Genomic DNA, 24,694 nt, shown 5'->3' with positions numbered 1-24,694 from the left:
GGCGGCCCCTTCGATAGATCTGCGTCCCCGGACGATCGTGGCTCGACGCGCCGGCGCCCTTTATACTCGCGGCGACCGTCGCGCCATGGCCGGCGCGACCCCGACCAACGCCTGACGGAGATCCCCAGTGAACCACCATCCCGCATTGACACCTGGCCGCGTGGCCGTGGTGACCGGCGCCGCCGGCGGCATCGGGCTCGCCGCCGCCGAGCGCTTCGCGCGCATGGGCCTGAAGGTCTGTCTCGCCGATCTCGACGGGCCGGCGCTGCACGAGGCCGCCGCGCGCGTCGCCGCCCTCGCGGCCGGCGGCGAGGCCGACGTGCGCGCGGCCCCGACCGACGTCGCCAGGCTCGAGGACGTGCAGCGCCTGAAGCAGGTCGCCTACGACGCGTTCGGCGAGGTGGCGGTCCTGATGAACAACGCCGGAGTCGGCAACGGCGCCGGACCGTGGAAGGACTACGAGCGCTGGCGCCGGCTGATCGAGGTCAATCTCTGGGGCGTGCTCCACGGCGTGCACGCGTTCACGGAGGCGATGCTGGCGCAGGACACCCCTTGCGCCATCGTCAACACGGGCTCGAAGCAGGGCATCACCACCCCGCCGGGCGACGCGGCCTACAACGTCTCCAAGGCCGGCGTGAAGGTGCTGACCGAGCAGCTCGCTCACGAGCTGCGCAACGTCGCCGGCAGCAAGGTCACCGCCCACCTGCTCATCCCGGGATACACGTTCACCGGCATGACCGCGCGAGGCCCGGAGAAGCCCGCTGAAGCGTGGACCGCCGATCAGGTGGTGGACAGGATGCTCGCCGGCATGGGCCGCGGCGATTTTTACATCCTCTGTCCGGACAACGCGGTCACGCGCGAGATGGACGAGCGCCGAATCCAGTGGGCGGCCGACGACCTCATCCAGAACCGACCTGCGCTGTCGCGCTGGCACCCCGACCACGCGGACGCGTTCGCGGCGTTCATGGCGGGCGCGGCGAAGCCCTGACGCACAAGGCTCCTCCGGAGCAGAGGTCGTGAGCAGGCGGATGCCGACTCAGGCCTGCCTCTTCGCTGAATCAGGGGCAACCGGGACGCCATTCGACGCGCTCCCGCAGGTCGTGAAGGTTGCTTCTCTCCCCCACAAAGGTGGCACGCATCTCACAACAAACCCTTGATATGTAAGGGGAATCGCCGCGATCCGTGTCGACCTGGGCTTGCGCGCCGCAAGGCCTTGACAGGTCGGGACGGCTCACGCCCTACTGGCCGTTCCAGAGAGGTCATGCAGCCGCCCCGATCCCCTGCGCTCGTGCTCATCGCTGACGACAATCCGCTCAACATCGAGGTGCTCTGCGGCGCGCTTGCGGGTGAGGGGCTGAATCTCGCCATGGCGGGTGACGGCGAGGAGGTGCTCGCGGTGGTCGGCCGCGAGGAGCCGGATCTGATCCTGCTCGACGCGCTCATGCCCGGCCTCGACGGCTTCGAGACCTGCAAGCGTCTGAAGGCCAACCCGGCGACGAGGGATATCCCCGTCGTGTTCATGACGGCGCTCGCCGATGAGCATTACAGGATCCAGGGCTTCAGCGTGGGCGCCGTGGACTACGTGATAAAGCCCTTCGAGAGAGGCGAGCTCCTGGCGCGCGTGCGGACCCAGCTCTCGCTCCGGAGCGCGACGCGGGCCCTGAAGGAGCAGAACCTGCGGCTCTCGGAGGAGATCCGGGAGCGCGACGCCGCCGAGCGGGCCCTCGAGCGCCGCACGGCGGAGCTGTACGAGGCGAACGCGCAGCTCGCGCAGGAGCTCTCGCAGCGCGAGCAGGCCGAGGCCGCGAGGGCGGCGCTGCACGAGCAGATCATCGCCGCCCAGCGGGACAGGCTGCGCGAGCTCTCGGCGCCGCTCATCCCGATCACCGACGGGATCCTTGTGATGCCCCTCGTCGGCACGATGGACGTCGAGCGCGCCAGGCAGGCGGTCGACACCGCGCTGCGCGGGGCGAGCGAGCGCGGCGCCGACTTCCTCATCTTCGACATCACCGGCGTGAACGTGGCCGACGAGACCGTGGCGAGCATGCTCGTGCAGGCGGCGAGGGGCCTCGGCTTGCTCGGCACGCGGGCGATCATCACGGGCATCCGCCCCGAGGTGGCGCAGGCGCTCGTGCGGCTCGCCCTCGGCCTCGGTGAGCTGGTGACCAAGGCCACCGTGCAGGCTGGCGTGGCGCACGCGCTCCGGGCGCGCGGGAGGGCGTTCGGCGCTCCCTGACGCCCCTCGAACCTCCGACGCGACGCAGAGGAGGCGTCCTGCCCTCGATCAGCGATGCCAAGAGCCGTGCAGGGCCACAAATTCGCCCGAGGAGAACAGAGACCATGATGCAGCTCGTGGATTATCTATGGGGCGAGACGCTCTATGAGGGCCTCGAGACCCGCGTCCAGCGCGCCGTCAAGAGACCTTCGGGCGAGCGCGTGGTCGTCAAGCAGCCCGTCGCGATGACGCCGAGCTCGCGCACCGTCGGCCGGCTCCTGCACGAGCACCAGCTCCTGACCAAGCTCGCCGATGTACCCGGCGTGGCGCGCCCTCTGGCGCTCGAACAGCAGGGCGGCAGTGTGGCGCTGGTCCTGCACGACGCCGGCCTGCGCTCGCTCGACCGGGTGCTGGCCGAGCGCGGCCGGCTGCACATCGAGGCTGCCCTGCGCCTCGCCCTGGGCGTGTGCCGCGTGCTCCAGGGCGTGCATGCAGCCGGCGTCATGCACAAGGACGTCAAGCCGCAGAACATCCTTGTCGATGAGACCTGGACCGAGGTCGTGCTCGTCGACTTCGGCATCGCCTCGGAGCTGGCCCAGGAGGCGACCGAGGCGAGCCTGCCCGACGCGCTGGAAGGGACCCTCGCCTACATCTCTCCCGAGCAGACCGGGCGCACCGCCCGTGGGCTGGACGCCCGCACGGATCTGTACTCGCTGGGCGTGCTGCTGTTCGAGGCGTTGTCGGGACGGCGGCCGTTTCTCGAGAAGGACCCGCTCGCGCTGGTGCATGCGCACCTCGCCAAGACGCCGCCCGCGCTCGACGAGCCGCGCCTCGTCGAGGGCGTCCCCGGCGCCGTGGCGCGGCTCGTCGAGCGCTGCCTCGAGAAGCACCCCGAGCAGCGCTACCAGACGGCCAGTGGCCTCGCCTCGGACCTCGAGCGGGCGCTCTCGGCGTGGACCGAGCGCGGCCACATCGCGCCATTTGCCCTGGGACGCAAGGACTTCTCGCCCAGGCTCTCGCTTCCGCAGACCCTGGTGAGCCGCGACGAGGAGAGCCGGGAGATCGCCGCGGCCTTCGAGCGCGCCGCGGGCGGGGCGGTCGAGGTGCTGCTGCTCGCGGGCCCGTCGGGGGTGGGAAAGACGGCCCTTGTGCGCTCGGTCTACCGCGAGATCGCCAGGGCGGGCCGGGGGCTGCTCCTCTCGGGGAAGCACGATCAGCTCGGGCGCTCCGTCCCTTATGCCGCGCTCGCCCAGGCCTTCTCGGGCCTCTTGAACAACCTGACCGCCAGTCCCAAGCCCGTGTTCGAGTCGTGGCGCGCGCGCATCGATCGAGCGCTGGGCCCGAACGCGCGGGTGATCGCCGACCTGGTACCGGAGCTGGAATGGCTGATGGGCACGCTCGCGCCCGTGCCGGAGGTGCCGACGGAGATGGCGTACAACCGGCTCAAGCTGAGCTGGATCGATTTCGTGCGGTCCGTGACCGACGCCTCGCCGCCGCTGGTGCTGTTCCTCGACGACCTGCAGTGGGTGGACCCCGCGTCGCTGGAGCTGCTCAAGGTGCTCTTGACGGACGTGGGGCGCAAGCACCTGCTCGTGATCGCAGCCTATCGGGACAACGAAGTGGAGCCGGGCCACCCGCTGTGGACGCTCGTGGAGGCGGTATCGGCGAGCGGCGTGACGACGCCGCGGCTGACCGTGGGGCCGCTCTCCGAGGCGTCGGTAGCGCAGTGGCTCACGCTCGCGCTGTCCGCCGAGCCCGAGCGGGTCAGACCGCTTTCGGGTGCGCTGCATCGCAAGACGCACGGCAACCCCTTCTTCCTGGGCCAGCTCTTGCTGGAGCTCCACCGTCAGAAGCGCGTGCGGCGCGATCTGGAAGACGGCGCGTGGCAATGGGATCAGGACGCGGTGGAGCGCGCGGCGGTCACCGACAACGTCGTGGATCTCGTGCTCCGCAAGGTGGTGGAGCTGCCAGCGAGCACGCAGGACGTCCTGGGACAGGCGGCGTGCGCGGGCCACAGCTTCTCGTTCGAGGAGCTGACGGTGCTCTCGGGCAAGGAGCCGGCCGAGGTCGGGGCCGTCCTGTGGCCCGCGGTGCTCGCGGGGCTGGTGCTCCCCAGCGATGGGCATTACCGAGAGGCGCAGGCGCTGGCGCAGTCGCTGGCGCACCTGAGCCGCGATCTCGAGGCGCGCTACAGGTTTCTGCACGACCGCGTGCAGCAGGCGTTCTACGAACGGATCCCGCCGGAGCAGCGAGCGAGGACCCACCTCGCGATCGGCCGGAGGCTCCGGGCGGTGTTCGAGCGCCAGGGGGGCTCGAACCAGAAGCAGCTGGAGATGGTGAGGCACCTGAACCTGGGGGCCGCGGCGCTCGAGAACGAGGGGGAGCGCAAGGATCTGGCGAAGCTGAACCTGCGAGGAGCGAGGGCAGCGAAGGCGAACGGCTCCTACAAGCTGCAAGCGACGCTCGCGGAGCAAGCGCAGCGGCTCCTGGGAGAGCGCGCGTGGGAGGATGAGCCGCAGCTGTCGGTGGAGATGGCGCTCGAACGCATCGAGGCGGACTACATGCTGCGCGCGTTCGACGAGGTGCACCGGGGAGCACTGGCGCTCCTTTCGCGGCCGCTGCCCGCGCCGCCGAGGCTCGCGGCGCAGGAGCTGCGCGTGCGCGCGTTTCGCGCCGCCGGGCAGCTCCGAGAAGGAGAGAGCCTCGGGCTCCTGGCGCTCGCCGAGCAGGGCATCCACTACCCCGAGAGCAACGAGGCGTGCATCGCTCAGATCAAGCAGCTGCTCGAGGAGTGCAACGCATGGCTCGACGAGCACCCCGAGGGCTTCACCCGGATGCCCGCCGATCCCTCCCCCGAGCATTCGCTCTGCGATGCCCTCGAGGCCGCCATGGGGCTGTGCGCCGTGATCGGCACGCGCCCCGCCACCTTCGCCCTCGCGGCGGTGCGCAACACGCACCAGGCGATGAAGCGGGGGGCGCTGACGTCCGCGGCGCCGTTCTTCATCGGGATACTCGCCCACGCGCCATCGGCCTTCCTCGGAGATTACCGCGGAAGCGTGCGCTGGACGCGGGAGGGAGAGCAGGCGGCGATACGCCTCGCCTCGCCCTTCTTCCCGGAGTGCTCCTTCATTCGAGGGCTGTATGTGCCCCATGAATCTCCCGTGGAGCAGAGCCGGTCCTGCTATCAAGCCGCGCTGCGCGCGGCGACCGTCTCCGGCTCCTTCGTGGGCACCAGCTACGGCTTGCTCGGCGAGCTTTATTACGTGGATCTGTGGGGAGGACGCCCGCTCGACCAGGTGGCGAAGCGGGAGGAGGCGCAGCGAGACCTGATGGCGCGGGCCGGCGACGCCCACGGACGGCAATTCTTCGCGCTTGTCGCAGACTACGCCGCCTTTCTCCGCGCCGCGACGCGTCCCAGGCCCACCCCCGAGCAGGACTGGCTCACCGAGAGCTCGCGCTCTTTCCTCGCGAGGGGCAATGGGCTCGTGGCCGAGCTGGCGCGCATCCTGGAGGTGCATCTGTTCCTTTCGTTCGGCGAGCACACGCGGGCCCTCGAGCACGCCGAGGAAGCCGAGCGGTTCCGTCCTGCCGTCTACGGGACTCCCTCCGTGACGGACATCCCGCTCTGGCGGGGGCTCGCCGCCGCGAAGTGCTGCGTGTCTACACGCCCGCAAGCGGATACGCGCCCGCACGAGGAGCGCGCAGGGCTCCTCGCCACGCTGGACCACGCCATCGAGCGCTTTCGTACCTTCACCGAGGGGTGCGCGGAGAACTTCGGCCACAAGCTGCGGCTGCTCGAGGCCGAGCGCGCCCGCCTCGACGGCCGCACCGACGACGCGCTCTCGGCGTACGACGACGCCATCGAGCAGGCCCACGCGCACGGCTTCCTGCACGTCGAGGCCCTCGCCGCCCAGCTCTGCGCCGACTTCCATCTCTCGGCGAACCGCGAGCGCCTCGCGGCCCACTACCTGCGCCAGGCCTGCGACGCCTATACCCGCTGGGGCGCGCTCGCCCTGGTCGCCCACCTCCACGAGCAGCATCCGACCTTGCTCCCGGGCCCCGCGGCGGCTCTCGCCGCCGAGCGCGCCCCCACGACGGCCTCCATCAACACGACCGACACGACCGGCAACGCGGCGCTCGACGTCGCCACCACCGTCCGCGTCACCCAGGCCCTGTCGAGCGAGCTCGTCCTCGGCGCCCTCATCGGCCGCATCCTCCGCCTGCTCGCCGAGAACGCCGGCGCCGAGCGCGCCGTGCTCGCCCTGGTCCAGGGCGGCACCCTGCGCGTCGAGGCCGAGCTCGCCCTCGATCCCGAGCGCCTCGCGCTCGACTTGAACGAGCCCATCGGCGCCTCCGCCCGGCTCCCCAGCTCCGTTGTGCAGTACGTCGAGCGCAGCAAGGTGCCGGTGGTGCTCGGCCAGGCCGTCACCGACCCTCGCTTCGACACCGATCCTTATCTGCGATCCCGGAGGCCGCCCTCGTTGCTCGCCGTCCCGCTCGTCCACCAGGGGCGTCTGTCGGGCGTGATGTACCTAGAGCATGCGCACGCGGTCGACGCGTTCCCCCAGGCGCGGATCGAGCTCTGCGCGCTGCTGGCCTCCCAGGCCGCCACCGCCGTCGAGAACGCCACCCTCTATGCCGAGGTGCGGAGCAAGACCGAGGCGCTCCAGGCGGCCAACGCGCACCTCGAGCAAGAGGTCGAAGCGCGCACCCGAGAGCTGCGGGCCGCCAAGGAAGCGGCGGACGCCGCCAACCAGGCCAAGAGCACCTTCCTGGCCCACATGAGCCATGAGCTGCGTACCCCGCTCAATGGCATCCTCGGCTATGCCCAGATCCTCGAGCATTCGACGTCGCTCTCGCCGGCGGAGAGGAACGGAGTCCAGACCATCCGCCGCTCGGGCGAGCACCTCTTGACGCTGATCAACGATGTCCTCGACCTGGCCAAGATCGAGGCCGGCAGGATGGATCTGACCCCGAGGGAGGTCCAGCTCCCCGCGCTCATCGGCACCGTGACCGATCTCTGCCGCGTGCGGGCCGAGTCCAAGGGGCTCGCGTTCTCCTCACGGGTGTCCGGGCCGCCGCTCTCCCACGTCCACACCGACGACAAGCGCCTCCTCCAGGTGCTGCTCAACCTGCTGAGCAACGCCATCAAGTTCACCGAGCGCGGCCGCGTCAGCCTCCAGGTCGATGTGCTGGAGGAGAGCGGGCCCGAGCGCACCGTGCGCTTTCGGATCGAGGACAGCGGTCCGGGCATCGCGCCCGAGCACCTGCTGCGCATCTTCGAGCCGTTCGAGCAGGTCGGCAGCGAGGTGGCCCGCGCCGACGGGACGGGGCTCGGCCTGACCATCACCCGACAGATCGTCGAGCGGATGGGCGGCCGCATCGAGGTGCAAAGCCGGCTCGGCGAGGGCAGCGTCTTCACCGTGACGCTGCGCCTCACGGAGGCGCGACCTCCCGCGAGCGCCGCGGGCGCGGCGCTCGGGTGGGAGCAGATCACCGGCTATGAAGGCGAGCGACGTCGCGTGCTCGTGGTGGACGACCACGCCGACAACCGCGCCGTGCTGCGCGATCTGCTGGCTCCGCGCGGCTTTCTGGTCCTGGAGGCGGAGGGCGGCGAGGCGGCGCTGAGGCTCGCGACCGAGCACACGCCGGCGCTTGTCGTGATGGATCTGGCGATGCCGGGAATGGACGGCTACGAGGCCACCCGGCGCCTGCGACAGCTCCCCGCGCTCGCGCGGACCGTCGTCCTCGCCTCGTCGGCGAGCGTCGCCGGGGGCGAGCTCGAGCGAAGCCGTGAGGCCGGGTGCGACGATCTTCTTCCCAAGCCGGTCGAGGCGGGGGCGCTGCTCGATCGGCTGGAGCGCTCGCTGGAGCTCTCCTGGATCCGCGAGGAGCGGCGGGGACCCCTCCCCTCGCCGGCCGTCCTCACCGAGGCCGAGCTCGCCGCGCTGCCCCGTCCGCAGCCCGACGATCTGGCGCGGCTCCTGGATCTGTCGAGCCGAGGGAGGGTCCTCGAGTTGATCGAGGAAGCGAAGCGGTTGCAAGAAAAGGACGAGCAGCTGAGACCGTGGCTGGGGCGGCTCTCCGCGCTGGCAAAGAGCTTTCAGTTCAAGGCGCTTCGCGCGCTGCTCGTCGACAGCCGTCGAGAGCCGCCGATCTGAAACGAGGCGCCGCCCTCCTCGGCGGACCTTCATCGTTCGAAAAACTCAATGATTCTGAGTCAACGCTCGGTTCAGGGCGCGTTTCTTGGTACCCCCCTGCGCGTTCGGATAGCTTGCCAGGCGCCGCCGAATGTTCGCAAACGCCACGCCCTGCGCCGCTCTGGCCGTTCCCCTGCACGATGAGCGGGGCGTCGACGTCGTCGTTCTCCTGGTCAAGGCCACCTATGGCAAGCGCGGCCCCGGGCTCGCTCTCCTGGACGAGCAGGCTCCCGTTCGATTGAGCGACGTCCCCACCGACGAGGCCGCTGTCCGGGAAGGGCGCGAGTCGAGCATTCGCTATCCCAGCGACGTCTCGTGCGAGAAGCCGGGGGCCGACGTCGTGATCGTCGGCAGCGCGGTCTCCACGAAGGCCGTCACGAGCCTCGACGTCGCCGTGCGCGCGCCGGGGCGGTCGATGTCGCTCACCGTGCACGGCGAGCGGGTCTTCTACGAGAGCGGCCTCGGCATCAAGATCTCCCCGGCGGCGCGGTTCGAGCGCGCCGCGATCACCTACGAGCGCGCCTATGGCGGCAAATCGAAGGACGGCACCGTCGTGGACTGGCACAACCCCGTGGGGCGCGGCGTCCATAAGTCGGCCTCGGAGCTCGACGGGGCTCCGGCCCCGTGCATCGAGGATCCCGCATCCCCGATCACGGACACCGACCCGACGGCGCCCGCCGGATTCGGCGCCATCCCGATGTGGTGGCTGCCGCGACGGGCGCTGTCCGGCACGATGGACGCGGCCTGGCAGCGCGAGCGGATGCCGCTGCCGCCGCTCGATTTCGACAGGCGGTTCCATCACGTCGCCCACCCCGGTTTGCAGCTGGATCGGCCGCTCGCGGCCGGCGACGTCATCGCCACGCACGGGCTGTGTCCCGAGGGATTGTTCGACGTCACCATCCCCGATCTCCCGCTCGTCGCGCACCTCCGCCGGACGAGTGGGCCGCCTGTGTCCCTGAGGCTCGTGCTCGACACGGCCGTCCTCGAGCCCGACGCGGCGCGCGTCGAGCTCACGTACCGGCGCGTCGTCCCCCTCGGCCGGGGGGACACGCTGCTCCGCGAGGCGCGGCTCGATGTCGACGCGTGACGCCCTCCTGCGCGCCCTGCCCGCCGACGGCCGGCTCCCCGAGGCGCTCCGCGCGCCCATCGAGGGAGTCTCGCTCGGGCATTACCTCGTCGTGGAGGCGGCGCGGCTCGACGGGCTCCCCGTTCCCGCCGTGCTGGCGTGGCTCGGCGTCCCGCAACGGGCGTTCGCCCGCGCCGAGGAGCTCTGGAGCGAGCGCGTGTCCGACGCGCTCGCGGGCGACGACGACCGCTTCGACGCGCTGTACGAGGACGCGCTCGGCCGGGCGCTCTCGCTCTGGGCGCGGCCCGTCGATCCGCTCGACCGCGACATCGGCGCCTGGATGACGTTCCAGCGCCACGCGCTCGAGGCCGTCGACCCGGGCGAGCTCGCCCGCCGCGCCGGGCTCACCCCGGGCGACGAGCTGCGCCTCGCGCGCCTCTGGCGAGCGCGCCTGGCCGATCCCGAGGTCCTCGCCCTGGCCGAGGCGGCGATGTCCGGCCCGCTCGCGCCCCTGCCCGCGCTCGCCGTGCCCCCCTTCGTGTTTCCGCCGGCGCCGGCAGAGGAGCGCCCGTGATCAACCAGGCAGAGCTCCAGCTGGAAGGGCTCGACGGCGCCGAGATCGTCCGGGTCAGCGGGCGGGAGGCCATGAACGAGCTCGGCGCGTTCGTTGTCGAGGCGCTGCTCCCCGACCCGCACCTCGACACGGCGGCGCTCGTCGACAGGGACGCGATCCTCGGGCTGGCCGACGCGAGCGGCTTCACGACGACATTCCACCTCGTCGCGCTCGAGGCGTCCCACGAGGGCCATTCCCGCGGCAAGGACCGCTATCGCATCACGCTCGGGCCGCCCGCCGAGCGGCTCGCCCTGCGCGTGGGCCACGCCATCTTCCAGGACAGGACCACCCAGGAGATCGTGGCCGAGCTCCTGCTCCGCGCGGGCATCCCCGCCTCGCAGGTGAGGTGGCGCCTCGCCGGGCAGTACGCGAAGCGCGACACCACGGTGCAATACGGAGAGAGCGAGTGGGCGTTCATCGCGCGCCTGCTCGCCGACGAGGGGATCAACGGCTGGTTCGATCGCGACGACGACACGCCGCTCCTCGTCTTCGGGGATCACCCGAGCTCCCATGAGGGGATCGAGGGGCCGAGCCCCGTCGTGCCGTTCGAGGACGCGAGCGGCAGGACCACGATGGCGCTGTCCTTCCACGCGCTGCGGCGGAGCTGGTCGATCACCTCGACCCGGGCGAGCCTGCGCGACATCAACGTGCAGAACCCCGATGTCCCCGTGGACGGCGACGCGGGCGAAGGCGCGCTGGAGGTCTTCGAGTACCCGTCGGGCCTCGTGAACCCGAAGGCGGCGGCCGCGCGGGCCCAGGTGCGTCTCGAGCAGCTCCGCCGCCATCGCTCGACGCTCGTGGGCGAGAGCGGCACCGCGCGCCTCCGCGCCGGGCGGGTCGTGCAGATCACCGGCGCCGCGGACGCGTGCTTCTCGGGGCGGTTCCTGATCACCGCCGTGGAGCACGAGCTCGTTCAGGCGTCGCGGGAGCAGCCCCGCGGCGCGCCGTACAAGAGCCGCGCCACCCTTGTCCCCTTCGCCCCGGAGGCCCCGTATCGGCCCGAGATCCCGCGCTCGCGCCCCGTCGTGGCGGGGATCGAGAGCGCGATCGTCACCGGCCCCGCGGGGGACGAGATCCACGTCGACGACCTCGGCCGGATCAAGGTGCGCTTCTTCTGGGATCGCTCGGGCGTCGGCGACGACAAGAGCTCGCGCTGGGTGCGGACGCTGCAGATGAACCTGACGGCGCCGCAGATGTTGCCCCGCGTCGGATGGGAGGTCCCCGTTGTGTACGAGAACGGCGACCCCGATCGGCCGTTCGTCCTCGGGCGCATCTACAACGGCGGGGCCGCCCCGCCCTACGCGCTGCCCGACCGGTGCGCGACGAGCACGCTGCAATCGGCGACCTCGCCGGGCGGCGGGACGACGAACGAGATCCGGCTGGGCGACGACGGCGGGAGCGAGCAGACCTTCGTTCATGCGACGAAGGATCAGACGGTATCGGTCGGCGGCTCGCATTCGATCGAGGTCGGGGCGAACCGGCTGGATACCGTCCAGAAAGGGCAGCAGCTCCTCGTCGACGGCGGGCAGACGACGACGATCGGGGGCAATCAATCGATCATCGTGGGCGCGGACGGGAACCTCGTCGTCAAGGGGGCGCGCTCGGAGAGCATCGGCGGAAACGAGACCATCGGCGTGACAGGCACCTACAAGACGGCCGTGGACGGCGCGTACGTCGAGCAGATAGGCGCCCTCTACAGTCTGCGCTGCAACGAGTACAACGCGAAGGTCCAGGGGGCCTTCACGCAGGTCATCGGCGCGGCGCTCTCCACGACCGCGGGGCTCGGGAGCAACCAGTCGGTGGCGGGCGCGCGGACCGAGCTCGTGAGCGGCGTCCGCAGCTTCACGGCCGCCCTCGCCTACGCCGACGGGACCACGGGTCGAAAGAGCATCACCGCCGCGGCCGCGAACGAGAGCGCGAACGCCAAGGTGGCCTTCAACGCGGGCGCCCGCGCGACCCTCCAGGCGGGCGGTGTCCTGTCGATCGAGGGCGGGGGCAAGGTCGTGTTCGAGGCGGGCACGATCTCGGTCAAGGCGGCGACGCTCACGGCGAACGGGGGGAGCACGATGAAGCTCGCGGGAGCGCTGAAGTCGTCGTCCACGGTCAAGCTCGACGCGCCGTCGGTCAAGAAGAACGACAAGGTCAAGGTGGGGCCGTGAGGGCCGCCTTCGAGCTGACCGTCGAGGGCGCCCCGCCGCTCGCGGTCCAGTCGTTCGACGCCTTCGAGCGGACCCACGTCGGCGGCAGCGTGCGTGTCCTCGCGCGCGTCGCTCCCGGGCGGGACGAGGCGCTCGTCCCCGACGAGCTGCTCGGCAAGAAGGCGACGCTCGAGATCACGCCGAAGGACGCGCTGCGCGACGTGGCGCGGCGGTTCCACGGGGTCGTCGATGCCATCGAGGGCTCGGGGGTCGGCGCGCTCTTGACGATCGTCCCGCGCCTCATGCCGCTCGAGGACGGGTCGGATCACCGCATCTTCCTGGAGAAGGACGCGGTGACCATCGCCGAGGAGCTGCTGCTCGAGGCGGGCCTCACCCTCGACATCCGCGTGCCGGCCCGGCCGGAGCCACGGATCCAGTGCGTCCAGGCGTTCGAGTCGGTGCTCGCGTTCGTGCGGCGGATCCTCGCCGAAGAGGGGATATCGCTCTGGGTCGAGCACCAGGAGTCCGAGGACGTCGTGGTGCTCGGTCAGGACACGTCGGCCTGCCACGATCTCCCGGGCGGCGCGCGCCTCCGGGTGGTGCAGGACGGCGGGATGGCGACCGGCGAGGTGGTCACCGAGGTGCGGTTGATCCATCGGGTGACGCACGACGGGGTGGCGGTCTCCGATTACGATCCCGACCGACCCACCGTCGATCAGGCGGCGTCGGTGGGCGAGCAGCGCTTTCAGCGGTTCGCGTATCCGGGGCGCCATCGGTCGCCCGAGGCGGGCGCGGCGCGGGCGCGGCTCCTCCTGGAGGAGGAGCAGACCGAGGGCGTGGTCCTCCGGGCGCGCACGACCTGCCGGCACGTCGCGGTGGGGTTCATCGTGGAGCTCGAGGACGCGCCGCGGGACGACGAGAACGGGCGCTTCCGGATCCTGGAGGTGCGGCACCGGGGCAGCGATTTCGCCGCGAACGGCCCGGGCGATCTGCGCTACGAGGCCGAGCTCGTGGCGGTCCCCGCGGCGCGGCCCGCGCGGCCGAGGCGGCAGCCGGCGAAGGGGCTGGGCGGGCTGCAGACGATGACGATCATGGGGCCGCCGGGCGCCGAGATGCACACCGACGCGCAGGGGCGGGTCAAGGCGCGCTTCCGCTGGGATCGCCTCTCGCCGGAGGACGACACGGCGAGCGCGTGGATCCGGCCGGTGCAGCCGCCGCTGAGCGGCGGGTTCTTCCTGCCGCGGGCCGGCTGGGAGGTGCTTGTCGGGTTCATGAACGATCCTGCGCCGACGGGGGATACCCCGCTGGAGCTAGGGCGCCTCGACAACGGGCAAGCGCCCCCGGCCGAGAGCCTGCCGGGCCAGAAGGTGCGGTCCAACTGGGGGACGCAGAGCACCGGGGGGAGCGGCAAGCAGAACCAGATCCGGTTCGACGACGCCGCGGGCAACGAGGGAATGCACTTCGCCGCGTCGAAGGACGCGACCGAGAGGACCGAGAACGACAAGGTCGTCCGCGTGACGGCGGACGAGGAGAACATCGTCGGGGGCAACCACACGAGCACGGTGACGTTGCAGCAGGTGACGACGGTCACGTCCGGGCAGACGTACTCGGTGGGCGGCAATCGCGACGTGACGACCACGGGCGTGCTCGGGATCTTCGCCGCGAGCGAGAGCGTCAGCGTGGGCGCCACGCGGAAGCTGACGGTGGGGGGCGACTACGAGATGAAGGCGGCGACGCTGAGCCGCATCGTCGGGGCCGCGGAGAACGTCGTCGCGATCCAGAGCACGAACCGGCATGTGACCGGCGCCTCGACCATCGCCGTGGGCGGCACGTGGACCGAGATAGGCGGCCTCACGGCGTCGATGGGCGTGCTCGGCGCCAGCACGCTGACCGCCGGCGGCCCGCTCAGCGTGAGCGCGAAGAATGTGTCGATCAACGCGTCGGTGCTCTCGGAGAAGTACGCGGGGCTGTACCGGGCGCACGCCGGCGCCGATTTCACGGTGGGGGCACCTGTCATCAAGCTCAAGGCGGGCGGGGCCATCCGGGCCAAGGGCGCCGATGTGTCCTTCAAGGCGAAGACGAGGATCGTGCTCAAGGCGGGCGGCGTCACGGTCACGATCACGCCGGCGTCGATCACGGTGAAGGGAAAGCTCAAGGGCGACTCGACGAGCGTCGTGACGACGAAGGAAGAGGTCAAATGAGCTCTGCGAGGACGATGAAGCGGGCCGGCAAGGTGGTGAATCTGGGCCGCCGCACGGAGGCACCGCCGCCGCTGGGAGGCGGCGCCCATTTCGCGAAGCTGCTGAGGAAGCTCGCCGAAGGGCGGTACGAGGCCTCGCTCTTCGGCAGCGAGCCCATCGAGGTGGGCGTCCTGCCCGACGTGGATCTCGAGCTCGCCGACAGGTGCCTCGCCGAGCAGAGCATCGTCCTCGTGGGCATGGCGGGCGGCGACGCGGTCATCTTCGGCGCGCTCCAGACGAGGGAGCGCAGGACGGAGGAGGTCGTCGTGGAGGCGCCGCGGCGGCTTGTGCTCCGGGCGGGCAAATCGCGGCTGGAGCTGTCGGCCGACGGCCGCGTGAAGCTGTCGGCCGACGCCGTGACGGTGGACGCCCCGCGCGAGGTGCGGCTGGCGAGCGCGCACGTCGAGATCCCCTAGATGAGCCCACCGGAGCGACCATGAGCAGCGTCGGCAAGAAGGAGATCGCCACAAAGAAGAGCGGCCACGGCGCGGTCGCCCCCGGCGCGATCAGCCCGGTCAGCCCGCCCGCGCCCCCCGTCCCGACGCCCTTCGTGTACACGGCGCGCACCGCCAACAAGAGCGGGACCGAGCACAACTCCAGCTACTGGATCTGGGACACGCAGGCGCTTGTCGAGGGCAGCCAGATGGACGTCGACCCGCCCGCGAACGCGCCGTCGAAGACCGCCGGCGGCGACCTCGTGACGCACGCCGACACGAAGATCGCCGTCATGCGGACCGGCTCGATGGTCGTGAAGGCGGCCGGCAAGAACGTGTGCGGCACGGGCGATCTCGTGAACATGAACGTCCTGACCGCCCAGCAGCAGATCGCGCAGATGGTCGTGCCCCTGCTGAACAAGGTCGATTTCGCGCGAGCGTCGAAATCGGCCGCGAAGGCGCACGCGGTCAACGAGGAGTACTATCGAGCGTTCCACCCGGAGCGCGCGAACCAGACGAACGTCGGCGATCCGATCGACGTCGGCACCGGCTTCGTCGTCGACGACGGCACCGACCTGACCTTGCCGGGCCCGATCGAGCTCGTATGGCGGCGGACCTACTCGTCCGGCTATCACAAGCGGAGGACGACGGCGCTCGGCAAGGGCGGCTGGATACACTCCTTCGAGCAGTGGGTGCAGCCGGGCGAGCAGGTGATCCGGCTCCACGACGACGAGGGGCTGCCCGTCGACTTCGCGGTCCCCGCGCCGGACGAGGTCAGCTTCCACCGCGGCCGGCGGCTCGAGCTCCGCGCGGCCGGCAAGCGTTACCTGATCCGGAGCCTGGACGACCGGCTCGTCCGCGAGTTCAGCGCGCTGCCGGACGGCCGGTTCGCGCTCGCCTCGATCACCGACCCGTACGGCCACAGGATCGAGCTCGAGTACAGCGGGAGCGTGCTCGTGCGCATCTCGGACAGCTGCGGTCGCGAGGTCCGCGTGATGAGCGACGAGAGAGGCCGGGTGGTCCGGGTCGAGGTCTGGGCGCGCGCCCCGGGGAGCGAGGAGGCGCCCGCGCTGCAGACCTGGTTCGATTACGATTATCATGTCGAGGGCACGCTCGCCTCGCATACAAATGCGCTCTCGCACATCAAGCGATGGGAATACGACGGCCTGCACCGGATGGTGAAGACGACCGCGCGCAACGGCATCTCGTTCCAGTACGAGTACGACGAGGAGACCGGCCGGTGCGTGCGGACCTGGGGCGACGGGGGCCTGCACGACGTCCGCCTGACGACCGACGACGACACGGGCGAGGTGCGGACCCACGGCACGAGCCGCGCGCGGCGATATCACGTGAAGGACGGCATCGTGCTGCGCGAGGAGACGTTCGACGGCGGCTGGGCGTCGGAGCGCGGGCGCGACGAGGATGGACTCCTGATCCGCCGGGGCAACGCCGCCGGCGAAGCGATGGAGTATGCGTACGACGCGCGCGGGAACCTTGTGAAGGAGACCGACCCCGCGGGCAACGTCACCGCGTGGGAGATCGAGGGCGACGCGCCGGTGCGGCGGGTCGACGCGGCGGGCCTCGAGACGCGCTACCAGTACGACGCCCGCGGCGCGCTGGTGAGCGTCACCCTCCCGACCGGCGCGTCCTTCAGCCTGGCGCGCGACACGGACGGGCGCGTCGCCGGCGCCTTCGGCCCGAACGGCGCGCTCGCGACGTTCACGTACGACGAGCACGGGAACGTCGCGTCCGAGACCTCGGGGCGCGGCGAGACGACCTGGTTCCGCCACGACGCGCTCGGCAGGCCCGTGGCGCGGGTCGAGGCGTCGGGCCATGTCACGCACACCGAGCACGATCGGCTCGGCCAGGTGCTGGCCAGGGTGCGGGCCGACGGGACGCGCCTGGCGATGACGTATGATCCGGTGGGAAACGTCACAAGCACGACCGACGCGGCGGGCAGGACCACCCGCTTCGAGTACAGCGGAACAGGGCACCTGGCGAAGATCGTCCCGCCGGATGGGCAGGTGGTCGCCCTCCTGCACGACGCCGACGAGCGCCCGGTCGAGATCATCAATGCGCTGCTCGAGCGCTATCGCCTGGAGTACGACCGCGCCGATCGCGTTGTAGCGGAGCGGACCTTCGATGGCCGGCTGATCACGTACCGCCGCGATCGCGGGGGGCGGGTCACGCGGATCGACCATCCCGACGGCGAATGGCGGGAGTTCGCGTACGATAAGCTCGGGAATCTCGTGGAGGACCGCGGGCCCGACGTCCAGATCACGTTCGAGCGGGACGCGCTCGGGCGGATCGTGCGCGCGGTCTGCACCGACGCGACGGCGAAGGTGGTGACGGAGTTCGAGCGGGACAGGCTGGGACAGGTCATCGCCGAGCGCCAGGACGGGCGCACCGTCCGCTACGAGTACGACGCCTGCGGCCGGCGCACGGCACGCGTCGCGCCGGGAGGCGAGCGGACGGAGTACCGCCATGACGACGACGATCTGCTCGTGGGGATCACGCACGAGGGACGAGCGGTATCCATCCAGCGCGACGGGGAGGGCCGGGAGCGGCTCCGCGACTTCGGCGCCTGGCGACTGGAACAGGACCACGACGTCCTTGGGCGGCTCGTGCAGCAGCAGGTGATCTCCGCGGGGGCGGCGGGCGCCGCGAGGCTGGCCGTGAGGCGGCGGTATGGCCACGACACGGCAGGTCGCCTGACGTCGGTGAGCGATGGGCCCGACGGCCCGGGCGGCACCACCACGACGTACCGCTACGATCGCGCGGATCAGCTGCTGGAGGCGGCGAGCGGCAAGCGCCGGGAGGTGTTCGCGTACGACCCCACGGGCTCTCTCGTCGGCGCGGTGCGCGGCGTAGGATCACCGGATCTCGCGCAACGCTGGTCGCTCGGCCCGGGGAACGTGCTGAGAGCGGCGGGCAACGCCCGCTATCTTCACGACGGCCGCGGCCGGCGTATCCAGCGCATCGAGAAAGGCGGGGCCGGAGGCGGCGGAGAGAAGGTGACGATCTACGGTTGGGACACAAAGGATCGGCTCAGGGAGGTCGTCCTCCCCGACGGCAGGCGGGTGCGCTTCACGTACGACGCCTTTGGCCGGCGGGTCCGGAAGACCGTGCTCTCTGCATGGGACGGCGCGGCCCTCGACGCGGCCCTGGCGGGCGGCGCGAGCGGAGGCGCCCCGGTGGAAGCGTCGGTCGATTATCTGTGGGACGGCGACGTCGTCTGCGAGGAGCGGCACGTCTCGGCTCAGGGCGAGCGAGCCCGGGTGCACGTCCACGATCCGGGCAGCTTCACGCCGCTGCTCCAGGTCGAGCAGGGCACGGTCTTCGGCGTCATCGTCAACCAGGTCGGCACGCCGACCGAGCTCGTGGACGAGCGCGGGCGCATCGCCTGGCGGGCGCAGCACGGCGCGTGGGGCGATGTCGTGTCGGTCGAACGGGACCCGCACACCTTGCCCGTGGAGAGCCCGTTCCGGCTCCTCGGCCAGGTCGCGGACGACGAGACGGGCCTCTGCTCGACGAGGTTCCGGTACTTCGAGCCGGCCTGCGGGAGGTGGCTCTCGCCGGATCCCATCAACGTCCATGGCGGGTTGAATCTGATGGCGTTCGGCGGGGCGCCAACCCAAACGTGGGATCCTCTGGGTCTGGCGTATGACCCCTGGCAGCCGCACTCCGCCGGCACAAGCGACTGGAACGACGGGAAAGGCACGCACTTCTACACCGGCAATCCGGGCGTCGAGCTGGGCGTCCGGACCGACGGCAGGGGCAACGTCACCTTCGAGCGGGTGACCGGCACGGAGAGGAGGCCCGGACCGGTGCAGGATCAGATCAACGCCGCGAACCAGCGGCTGAGGACCGACGCGAGCTGGCGATGGCAGCTGCTCCGGAACCTCACCGAGGGCATCCAGCGCGCTTCGACAGGGACCCCGAGCGACAGGGCCCTCGCCGCGAGGATGGAGCAGGTCAGGGCCGCTCTGGCGAGGCTCATCGCCCACAAGGGACACTGACATGCTTCTGCCGCAACCCACCGTCGAATTCATGAACGAGCTCGCCGCGCGCCGCGCGCCGGAGATCGAGCTCTACCAGGAGCTTGGCTTCCCGGACTTCTTCTACACGGGCGGCGAGCTGTCCGACCCTCCCTACGAGGTTCAGTTCCTCACGTATGGGCCTCGCGAGTGCGAGGTGGTGCTGAAGGGGAGCCGGGTGCTCGGTCATCCGCATGAGGTCACAACGGACGATGTCCCATGGGACGGCGTGGCGCGGCCGAGGACGTTCCGGGAGTACCGAGCGCACGTGCAATCCCTCGCGCCGCGGATCTCGCCGAGATCGCCCCTCGGACGCGCGCTCAAGGAGCTCCGGTCGGTGGACCGACGCTTTCGGAGCGCAGAATGGCTCCGGCTGATCGACTGGTGGGCGCTGAGCCGTATGACGCGCGACAGGCACCTGGAGCCGCTGCTGAGGAGCGCGCTCGTCCAGGTAAGCGCGGCGTTCCACGGCGGCAGTTTGACCGCTCTCCGGCTCGCCGCGGAGCTTGTGGCGCCCGGCTTTGCCAGGGATACGCTCGTCGCCGCGGGCCACTGGCCGCCTTCGCGCCTCGGTGTCTCCGCGGCACGCCTGGACAAGGCCTTTCCCGCGGGCTACCCGGACCGGTACAGGGTCTATTGCCGCGCGACCGGAGAGCACCTCGGTCCCCTGTACAGCGTGCGGCCCAGGCTCGACCGCGATCTTCAGGAGGAAGAGCTCTTCGCGGAGGAGGATCGGCGGACGAGCTGGTCGCTCGGTGCCCCCGGCTACGTCCTCACCGGCGATGGCAAGCTCTGGCGGCGGGAGCAGCACGGATGGCGCGGCTTCGGTCCCGCGCTGGACGCGCTCCTCGTGCGGCCGCCGAAGGCCGAACGAAGAAGGCTGGGCTGACTCCCATGCACGTCACGCTCTCCCTCGATCCTCCGGCGACCACCCGCACCATCGAGCTCCGCCTCGTGAGCGCGCTCGGCCGCGCGACGCGCGCCGAGGTCGACGTCTCCACGCCCGAGCCGCTCGACGGCGAGGCCCTCCTCGGGACGCCCGCGCGGATCGAGATCACCGGCGACGACGGCGCGATCGCTGTGCACCACGGCGTCGTCGCGGGCCTCACCGCGGTCGCCACCGCCGACCCGGGCGCGCAGCGGCTCACCACGATCGACCTCCGCTCGGCCATCGAGTGGCTCACCTTGCGCAAGGACGCGCGGGTGTTCCGCAGGACGACCGCCGCGGCGATCGTGGAGGAGCTCCTCGCCGGCGCCGGCATCCAGGGCGACGCCTTCGTGAACGAGGCGCAGCCGCCGCCGGAGCGCGAGCACGTCACCCAGTGGAACGAGACAGACGACGTCTTCCTTCGCCGGATCTGCGAGGAAGAGGGCCTCTACTTCCGGTTCGATCCCAGGGAGGGCTTCGACGCGTTCGTCCTCTGCGACAGGTCCGAAGGGGCGCCCGAGGTCCTGCCGGATCCCCTGATGTTCGTCGACGAATCGGGCCTTTACCCCGGGAAGCGCGTGGCCTTCGCCGCCAGGCAGCTCCGCAGACGCCGCCCCGGCAAGGTGGCCCTGCGCGACCACGACCCGGCCAAGCCCGCCGTGAAGCTGGAGGCGAAGGCCGAGGGCGGGCTCGATCCGGAGAAGGCGGTGGAGGTCTACCAGGCGCCCGGCCGGTTCCGCACCGAGGACGAGGGGCAGCGCGAGGCGCGGCTGCGGCTCGAGGCGCTGCGGGCCGACGCCGATGTCCTCGAGTTCGACACGACGGCGCTCGAGCTCCGCCCCGGCGTGCAGTTCGAGGCCGACGCCGCGCTCTCGGTGGGCGTCTCGCCGAGCGGCAAGTACTTCGTCGTCGAGACCTCGCTCACCTGGAGAGCGGGCGATCCGGAAGGCAGGCTGCACGTGAGGGCGATCCCGCTCGGCGTGCCGTACCGGCTCCCGCGCGTCACCCCTCGCCCGCGCGTCCCGGGCATCCAGAGCGCCACGGTGACCGGCGCGAGCGGCGAGGAGATCCACACCGACGCGGCCGGCTGCGTGCGCGTCGCGTTCCCCTGGGATCGCGGGGGCCCGAAGGACGGGACATCGAGCCTCCCGATCCGCGTGATGCAGGCCAATCTCCCGGGCTCCATGCTCCTCCCGCGCGTGGGCTGGGAGGTGCTCGTCGGCTTCGAGGACGGCGACCCCGATCGGCCCTACGTGCTCGGGCGCTCCTTCAACGGCCGGCAGCTGCCTGCGTTCGGCCTGCCCGCCAACAAGACGATGACCGCGCTCGGCACGGTGAGCTCTCCAGGGGGCGGCAAGGCCAACATGATCTCGCTGGAGGACGCCGCGGGACGGCAGCACATGGTCTGGCACGCCGGCTTCGGCAAGACGACGACCGTCGGCGTCGACATGCAGAACCAGACCGTGGGATTCGAGAACATCCACATCAAGGGCGCGCAATCGTGGCAGATCAGCGGCAATGAGACGCTGTCCCTCGAGAACGCGTGGACGGTCGGCGTCGACCGCCAGACGGCTTCCGTGGGTGGCAATCAGGACATCACGATCAACGCCACCGGCACGACGAAGGTAGGGAGCGAGACCGTCTCGATCGGCGCCAACCTCATCGAGCAGGTGGGCGATCCGATCAGCGGGCTCAAGGGCTTCGCCGAGGCGGCGGTGCTGGCCGGGGTCGGGCAGATCCCCGGGGTCGGCGCCGCCCTCACGAAGGGCTATTCGTGGGGCAAGGCGCTCGGCCAGGGGTACCAGCGAGGCGGGCTCAGCGGCCTCGCGACGGCCGCGGCGCGGACGGGCCTCGGGGAGGTCGCCGGCCGGATCCCCGGCGGCGACGCCATCGTCGCGGCGGCGGACAGCGCCGGGCTCACGCCGTGGTCCGAGCAGGCCCAGCAACGCGCGGCCGAGCAGCAGGGCGGCGGCGGCGCGGCGGGCCCCGGCGGCGCCGGCGCGGGCGCGGCCGCCGCCGCGCCGGGGCACCGCAAGCTTGTCGTGAACGGCGCGGTGACCGAGGTGATCGGCGCGATCCACGGCATCCAGACGCCGGGGGCGCTCAAGTGGACGACGCTCGGCGCGTCGAGCTTCGCGATCGGGGGCAGCCACACGACGTCCGCGGTCCGCATCTCGCGCCTCACGATGGCCGCCTCGTCGGACACCGCGGCGGCGACCTCCCTGCGGGCGACCGCCGGGCTCGGGCGCAACGTCAAGGCCGCCCACACCCTCAAGGCGGGCGGCGCCATCCGGCTCGACGCGGGCGCCGAGTTCGCGGTGAAGGCCAGCGGCGCGCTGTCGATCCAGGCGGGCGGTCCCCTCACCCTCGACGGCGGCACCGTGGTGTTCGACGTGGGCGACGGCGCGTCCACGGTCTCGGTGCACGGCGGCGGCCTCACCCTCGAGTCCGCGACGATCACCATCAACGGCAAGACCCAGCACACAGGCAAGGAGAGCGCCGGCTGATGGCCCTCGGCGTCGCGGAGATCTCCCTTGTCTCGCCGCTCGGGCTGAGCCCGAGCGAGCATGTCTTCTTCCACCGGGCGGAGGTCAGCCCGCACGCGGGCGGCGCGTTCACGACGCGCGACGGCGAGGCCCTCCCCGTCCACCACTGCCCGTGGATCGCCCCCTCGCGCCCGTGGTCGTCGCGCATCCGCCTGCTCGCGAAGCAGGCGCTGGCGCGCGCGGCGCCCGGGTCGAGGAGCACGCCGATCCTCCTCGTCGCGCCCCCGGAGGCGCTCGAGGGCGAGGCAGACGTCGCGCGGTTCCTGACGCTCGCGGGCCACACCGTCGTGAGCCGGCGCTCGGGGGCGGCGGCGTACGTGCCGGCGCTGCAGGAGGCGCGCGAGCTGCTCCGGAGGGAGCCGGAGGTGGTGGTGCTCGCCGTCGACTCGCAGATCCGGCGGCAGGACCTCGAGCTGTGGCTGGAGCAGCGCTATTCCGCCTTCACGCGCAATCCCCTGCCCCCCTCGGAGGGCGCGGCCGCGGTGCGGCTCATCGCGGGCGCGGGTCAGGGCGCGCCGCTCGCGGGCAAGGTGCACGCGTACGCCGCGGCGGAGAGCGACGCGCGGGACGACAACGATCTACCTACCGACGGCGCCGCGCTCACGCGCGTGTTCGCGGCGCTCCGGCTCCGCCCGGCGGTGCCGCTGGTGGTCGGGCCGCTCGACGTGGATCCGCTCCGGATCCGCGACTTCCATCTCGCCTCCGTGCGGCACAATGCGCGGCTGGAGCGCGCCGAGATGCCGAGCTTCGAGGGGCAGATCGGCCTCTTCGGGAGCGCCGCGGGCCTGATGTCGGCGGTGTTCGCGCTGGCCTGGCTGCGGCACGGGCTCCCCCTCCCCGGGCCGGCCGGCGCCGGGCAGGTCGGCGGCCGCGTGGCGCTCGCCTGGGCGCGGTCGGGCGACGGGACCGTGGGCGCCGCGCTCGTGGGGGACGAGCGGTCATGAGCCTTCGCAAGGCGTCTGTCGGGCTCCAGCGTGTGGTCCCCGCCGCGCCCCTCGCCGGGCGGGATCCGCCGCCTGCGGAGCGGGATCTGGGCGCGCTCGACTGGCAGGGAGAGGTCCGCCTCGACGCCGGGCGGGCGGCGGGGCTGTCCGCGGCGCTGTGGCAGCAGCACGTGCGGACCGGCCTCCTGGAGCGGGCGGTCGCGCTGGGGGCCGATCACCGGGCCGGCCCGCACCTCGAGCGGCCCGAGGTCGCGCGCCGCCTCCTCGCGCACATCGACGCGCTCGCCGAGGCCGGCCTGACGCCCGCGGAGCTCGCCGCGTTCGCGGGCGAGGCGGACCTCGAGCACCCCGGCGCGGCGTGGGCGCTGGCGGTCCTCTTCGGCTGCCTTGACGCGGCGGGCGTGGAGGACGCGTTCGAGGGGTGGCTCGCGTCGCTCGACGGCTCGGCGTTCCCCACGTACGGGGGCGTGCTCGAGATCGCGGAGGCGATCGCGACCCAGCCGAGCGCGGATCTGCGCGAGCGCGCGCGGCGCTGGGCGGCGCGCCTGGAGCAGCCGGTCCTCGCGGGGATCGCGCTGGAGGCGACGCCCCCCGGCGAGCTCGCGGGCGAGGCGCTCGCCGCGCTGGCGCGGGAGCGGAGCCCCCTCGTCCAGGCGGCGGTCGAGCGGTACCTCGCGCGCACGCCGCCCGACCCCGCGCGCCCCGCGCCGGCGCGCGCCTCGTGGATCGAGGTGGAGGGCCCTGCCTTCGCGTACGAGGTGGCGCGCGCGCGGATGCTGCAGCGGGACCTCGAGCCGCTCGACCGGGTGCGGAGGATGGATCCTCGCGCCCTGGCCGCGCTCGGGCCGCACGCGCTCGACGTGATCGCGCTCGCGGGCGACGCGGGCGATGGCGAGCTCGCGCGCGACCTCGCGGCGGGGTTGCCCTCGACCCCGGGCTCGCTCGACGCGATGGGGCGGATCGGGCTGCCGTCCTTGTTTCCGCGTCTCCTCGCCGAGCTGGGGAGCGACGAGGTCGACGAGGACGCGCACGGCGCGCTCGTGACGGCCCTGGGCGACCGCGTCGCGGCGCCCACCGTGGCGGCGTGGGAGGCGGCGATCGCGGCGCTCCCCGCGGCCGCCGAGCCGGCGCGCCTCCGGGGGGGCGAGCCTCATTCTCCGCGATCGGTGCTCGCGGAGATGCGGCGCCCGGATCTGCGGGCCGGGGCCGTGCGCGTGCGCGCCGACGAGCTGCTCGCGCGGGTCGGCCGACCGGCGCGGGTGGCGTGGGATGCGTTCGGGGCGACGCTGGAAGGTGCGTTGTCGGATCTGGCTCGCCTCGCGCGCTGAGGGCT

Annotated in this window: 13 protein-coding genes; all 13 read left to right on the top strand. The window is 72.0% G+C overall.

The features are described from left to right. The first annotated feature begins 145 nt into the window (after positions 1-145). The 13 genes from WMF28_RS15935 (at position 146) to WMF28_RS15875 (ending at position 24,689) form a co-directional block, all read left to right on the top strand. On the top strand, positions 146-988 hold the full coding sequence (locus WMF28_RS15935) for an SDR family NAD(P)-dependent oxidoreductase (RefSeq protein WP_437603090.1): 843 nt from the start codon (positions 146-148) through the stop codon (positions 986-988). Between the two features lie 273 nt (positions 989-1,261). Next, the gene (locus tag WMF28_RS15930) at positions 1,262-2,236 is read left to right on the top strand and encodes a response regulator (RefSeq protein WP_437603089.1); all 975 of its coding nucleotides are present in this window, start codon (positions 1,262-1,264) and stop codon (positions 2,234-2,236) included. 104 nt (positions 2,237-2,340) lie between these two features. Further along, the gene (locus WMF28_RS15925) at positions 2,341-8,376 is read left to right on the top strand and encodes an AAA family ATPase (RefSeq protein WP_437603088.1); all 6,036 of its coding nucleotides are present in this window, start codon (positions 2,341-2,343) and stop codon (positions 8,374-8,376) included. Between the two features lie 130 nt (positions 8,377-8,506). Further along, positions 8,507-9,502, top strand: coding sequence for a DUF2169 family type VI secretion system accessory protein (locus WMF28_RS15920; RefSeq protein WP_437603087.1), 996 nt, complete (start codon positions 8,507-8,509; stop codon positions 9,500-9,502). Then, positions 9,489-10,055, top strand: coding sequence for a hypothetical protein (locus WMF28_RS15915; RefSeq protein ID WP_437603086.1), 567 nt, complete (start codon positions 9,489-9,491; stop codon positions 10,053-10,055). The genes WMF28_RS15920 and WMF28_RS15915 overlap by 14 nt, the downstream gene beginning before the upstream one ends. Then, positions 10,052-12,253 carry a type VI secretion system Vgr family protein gene (locus WMF28_RS15910; RefSeq protein WP_437603085.1) on the top strand — a complete coding sequence of 734 codons (2,202 nt, stop codon included), beginning with the start codon at positions 10,052-10,054 and terminating at the stop codon, positions 12,251-12,253. The genes WMF28_RS15915 and WMF28_RS15910 overlap by 4 nt, the downstream gene beginning before the upstream one ends. Then, positions 12,250-14,433 carry a type VI secretion system Vgr family protein gene (locus tag WMF28_RS15905; RefSeq protein ID WP_437603084.1) on the top strand — a complete coding sequence of 728 codons (2,184 nt, stop codon included), beginning with the start codon at positions 12,250-12,252 and terminating at the stop codon, positions 14,431-14,433. The genes WMF28_RS15910 and WMF28_RS15905 overlap by 4 nt, the downstream gene beginning before the upstream one ends. Then, the gene (locus WMF28_RS15900; protein ID WP_437603083.1) at positions 14,430-14,888 is read left to right on the top strand and encodes a hypothetical protein; all 459 of its coding nucleotides are present in this window, start codon (positions 14,430-14,432) and stop codon (positions 14,886-14,888) included. The genes WMF28_RS15905 and WMF28_RS15900 overlap by 4 nt, the downstream gene beginning before the upstream one ends. Before the next feature lie 20 nt (positions 14,889-14,908). Continuing rightward, entirely contained in the window at positions 14,909-18,925 is a 4,017-nt protein-coding gene (locus WMF28_RS15895) for a DUF6531 domain-containing protein (protein ID WP_437603082.1), read from the top strand. A gap of 1 nt (position 18,926) precedes the next feature. Then, positions 18,927-19,832, top strand: a complete 906-nt coding sequence (locus WMF28_RS15890; protein WP_437603081.1) for a hypothetical protein — start codon at positions 18,927-18,929, stop codon at positions 19,830-19,832. A 5-nt stretch (positions 19,833-19,837) separates the two neighbouring features. After that, positions 19,838-22,378: a type VI secretion system Vgr family protein gene (locus tag WMF28_RS15885; RefSeq protein ID WP_437603080.1), complete on the top strand. Its 2,541-nt coding sequence runs from the start codon at positions 19,838-19,840 to the stop codon at positions 22,376-22,378. Next, entirely contained in the window at positions 22,378-23,361 is a 984-nt protein-coding gene (locus WMF28_RS15880; RefSeq protein ID WP_437603079.1) for a hypothetical protein, read from the top strand. The genes WMF28_RS15885 and WMF28_RS15880 overlap by 1 nt, the downstream gene beginning before the upstream one ends. Continuing rightward, on the top strand, positions 23,358-24,689 hold the full coding sequence (locus WMF28_RS15875) for a hypothetical protein (RefSeq protein ID WP_437603078.1): 1,332 nt from the start codon (positions 23,358-23,360) through the stop codon (positions 24,687-24,689). Before WMF28_RS15880 ends, WMF28_RS15875 begins: the two co-directional genes overlap by 4 nt. The last annotated feature ends 5 nt before the right edge of the window (positions 24,690-24,694 follow it).

Source organism: Sorangium sp. So ce590, assembly GCF_051521365.1.
Lineage (GTDB): Bacteria > Myxococcota_A > Polyangia > Polyangiales > Polyangiaceae > Sorangium.
Note: the sequence above shows the minus strand (reverse complement) of the source record. Positions and strands in the feature narration are given on the sequence as shown.

Bases quoted from the DNA above. Each gene is read 5' to 3' on its own strand.
- WMF28_RS15930 (WP_437603089.1), top strand. From the start codon at position 1,262: ATGCAGCCGCCCCGATCCCCTGCGCTCGTGCTCATCGCTGACGACAAT.
- WMF28_RS15925 (WP_437603088.1), top strand. From the start codon at position 2,341: ATGATGCAGCTCGTGGATTATCTATGGGGCGAGACGCTCTATGAGGGC.
- WMF28_RS15920 (WP_437603087.1), top strand. From the start codon at position 8,507: ATGTTCGCAAACGCCACGCCCTGCGCCGCTCTGGCCGTTCCCCTGCAC.
- WMF28_RS15915 (WP_437603086.1), top strand. From the start codon at position 9,489: ATGTCGACGCGTGACGCCCTCCTGCGCGCCCTGCCCGCCGACGGCCGG.
- WMF28_RS15900 (WP_437603083.1), top strand. From the start codon at position 14,430: ATGAGCTCTGCGAGGACGATGAAGCGGGCCGGCAAGGTGGTGAATCTG.
- WMF28_RS15895 (WP_437603082.1), top strand. From the start codon at position 14,909: ATGAGCAGCGTCGGCAAGAAGGAGATCGCCACAAAGAAGAGCGGCCAC.
- WMF28_RS15890 (WP_437603081.1), top strand. From the start codon at position 18,927: ATGCTTCTGCCGCAACCCACCGTCGAATTCATGAACGAGCTCGCCGCG.
- WMF28_RS15885 (WP_437603080.1), top strand. From the start codon at position 19,838: ATGCACGTCACGCTCTCCCTCGATCCTCCGGCGACCACCCGCACCATC.
- WMF28_RS15880 (WP_437603079.1), top strand. From the start codon at position 22,378: ATGGCCCTCGGCGTCGCGGAGATCTCCCTTGTCTCGCCGCTCGGGCTG.
- WMF28_RS15875 (WP_437603078.1), top strand. From the start codon at position 23,358: ATGAGCCTTCGCAAGGCGTCTGTCGGGCTCCAGCGTGTGGTCCCCGCC.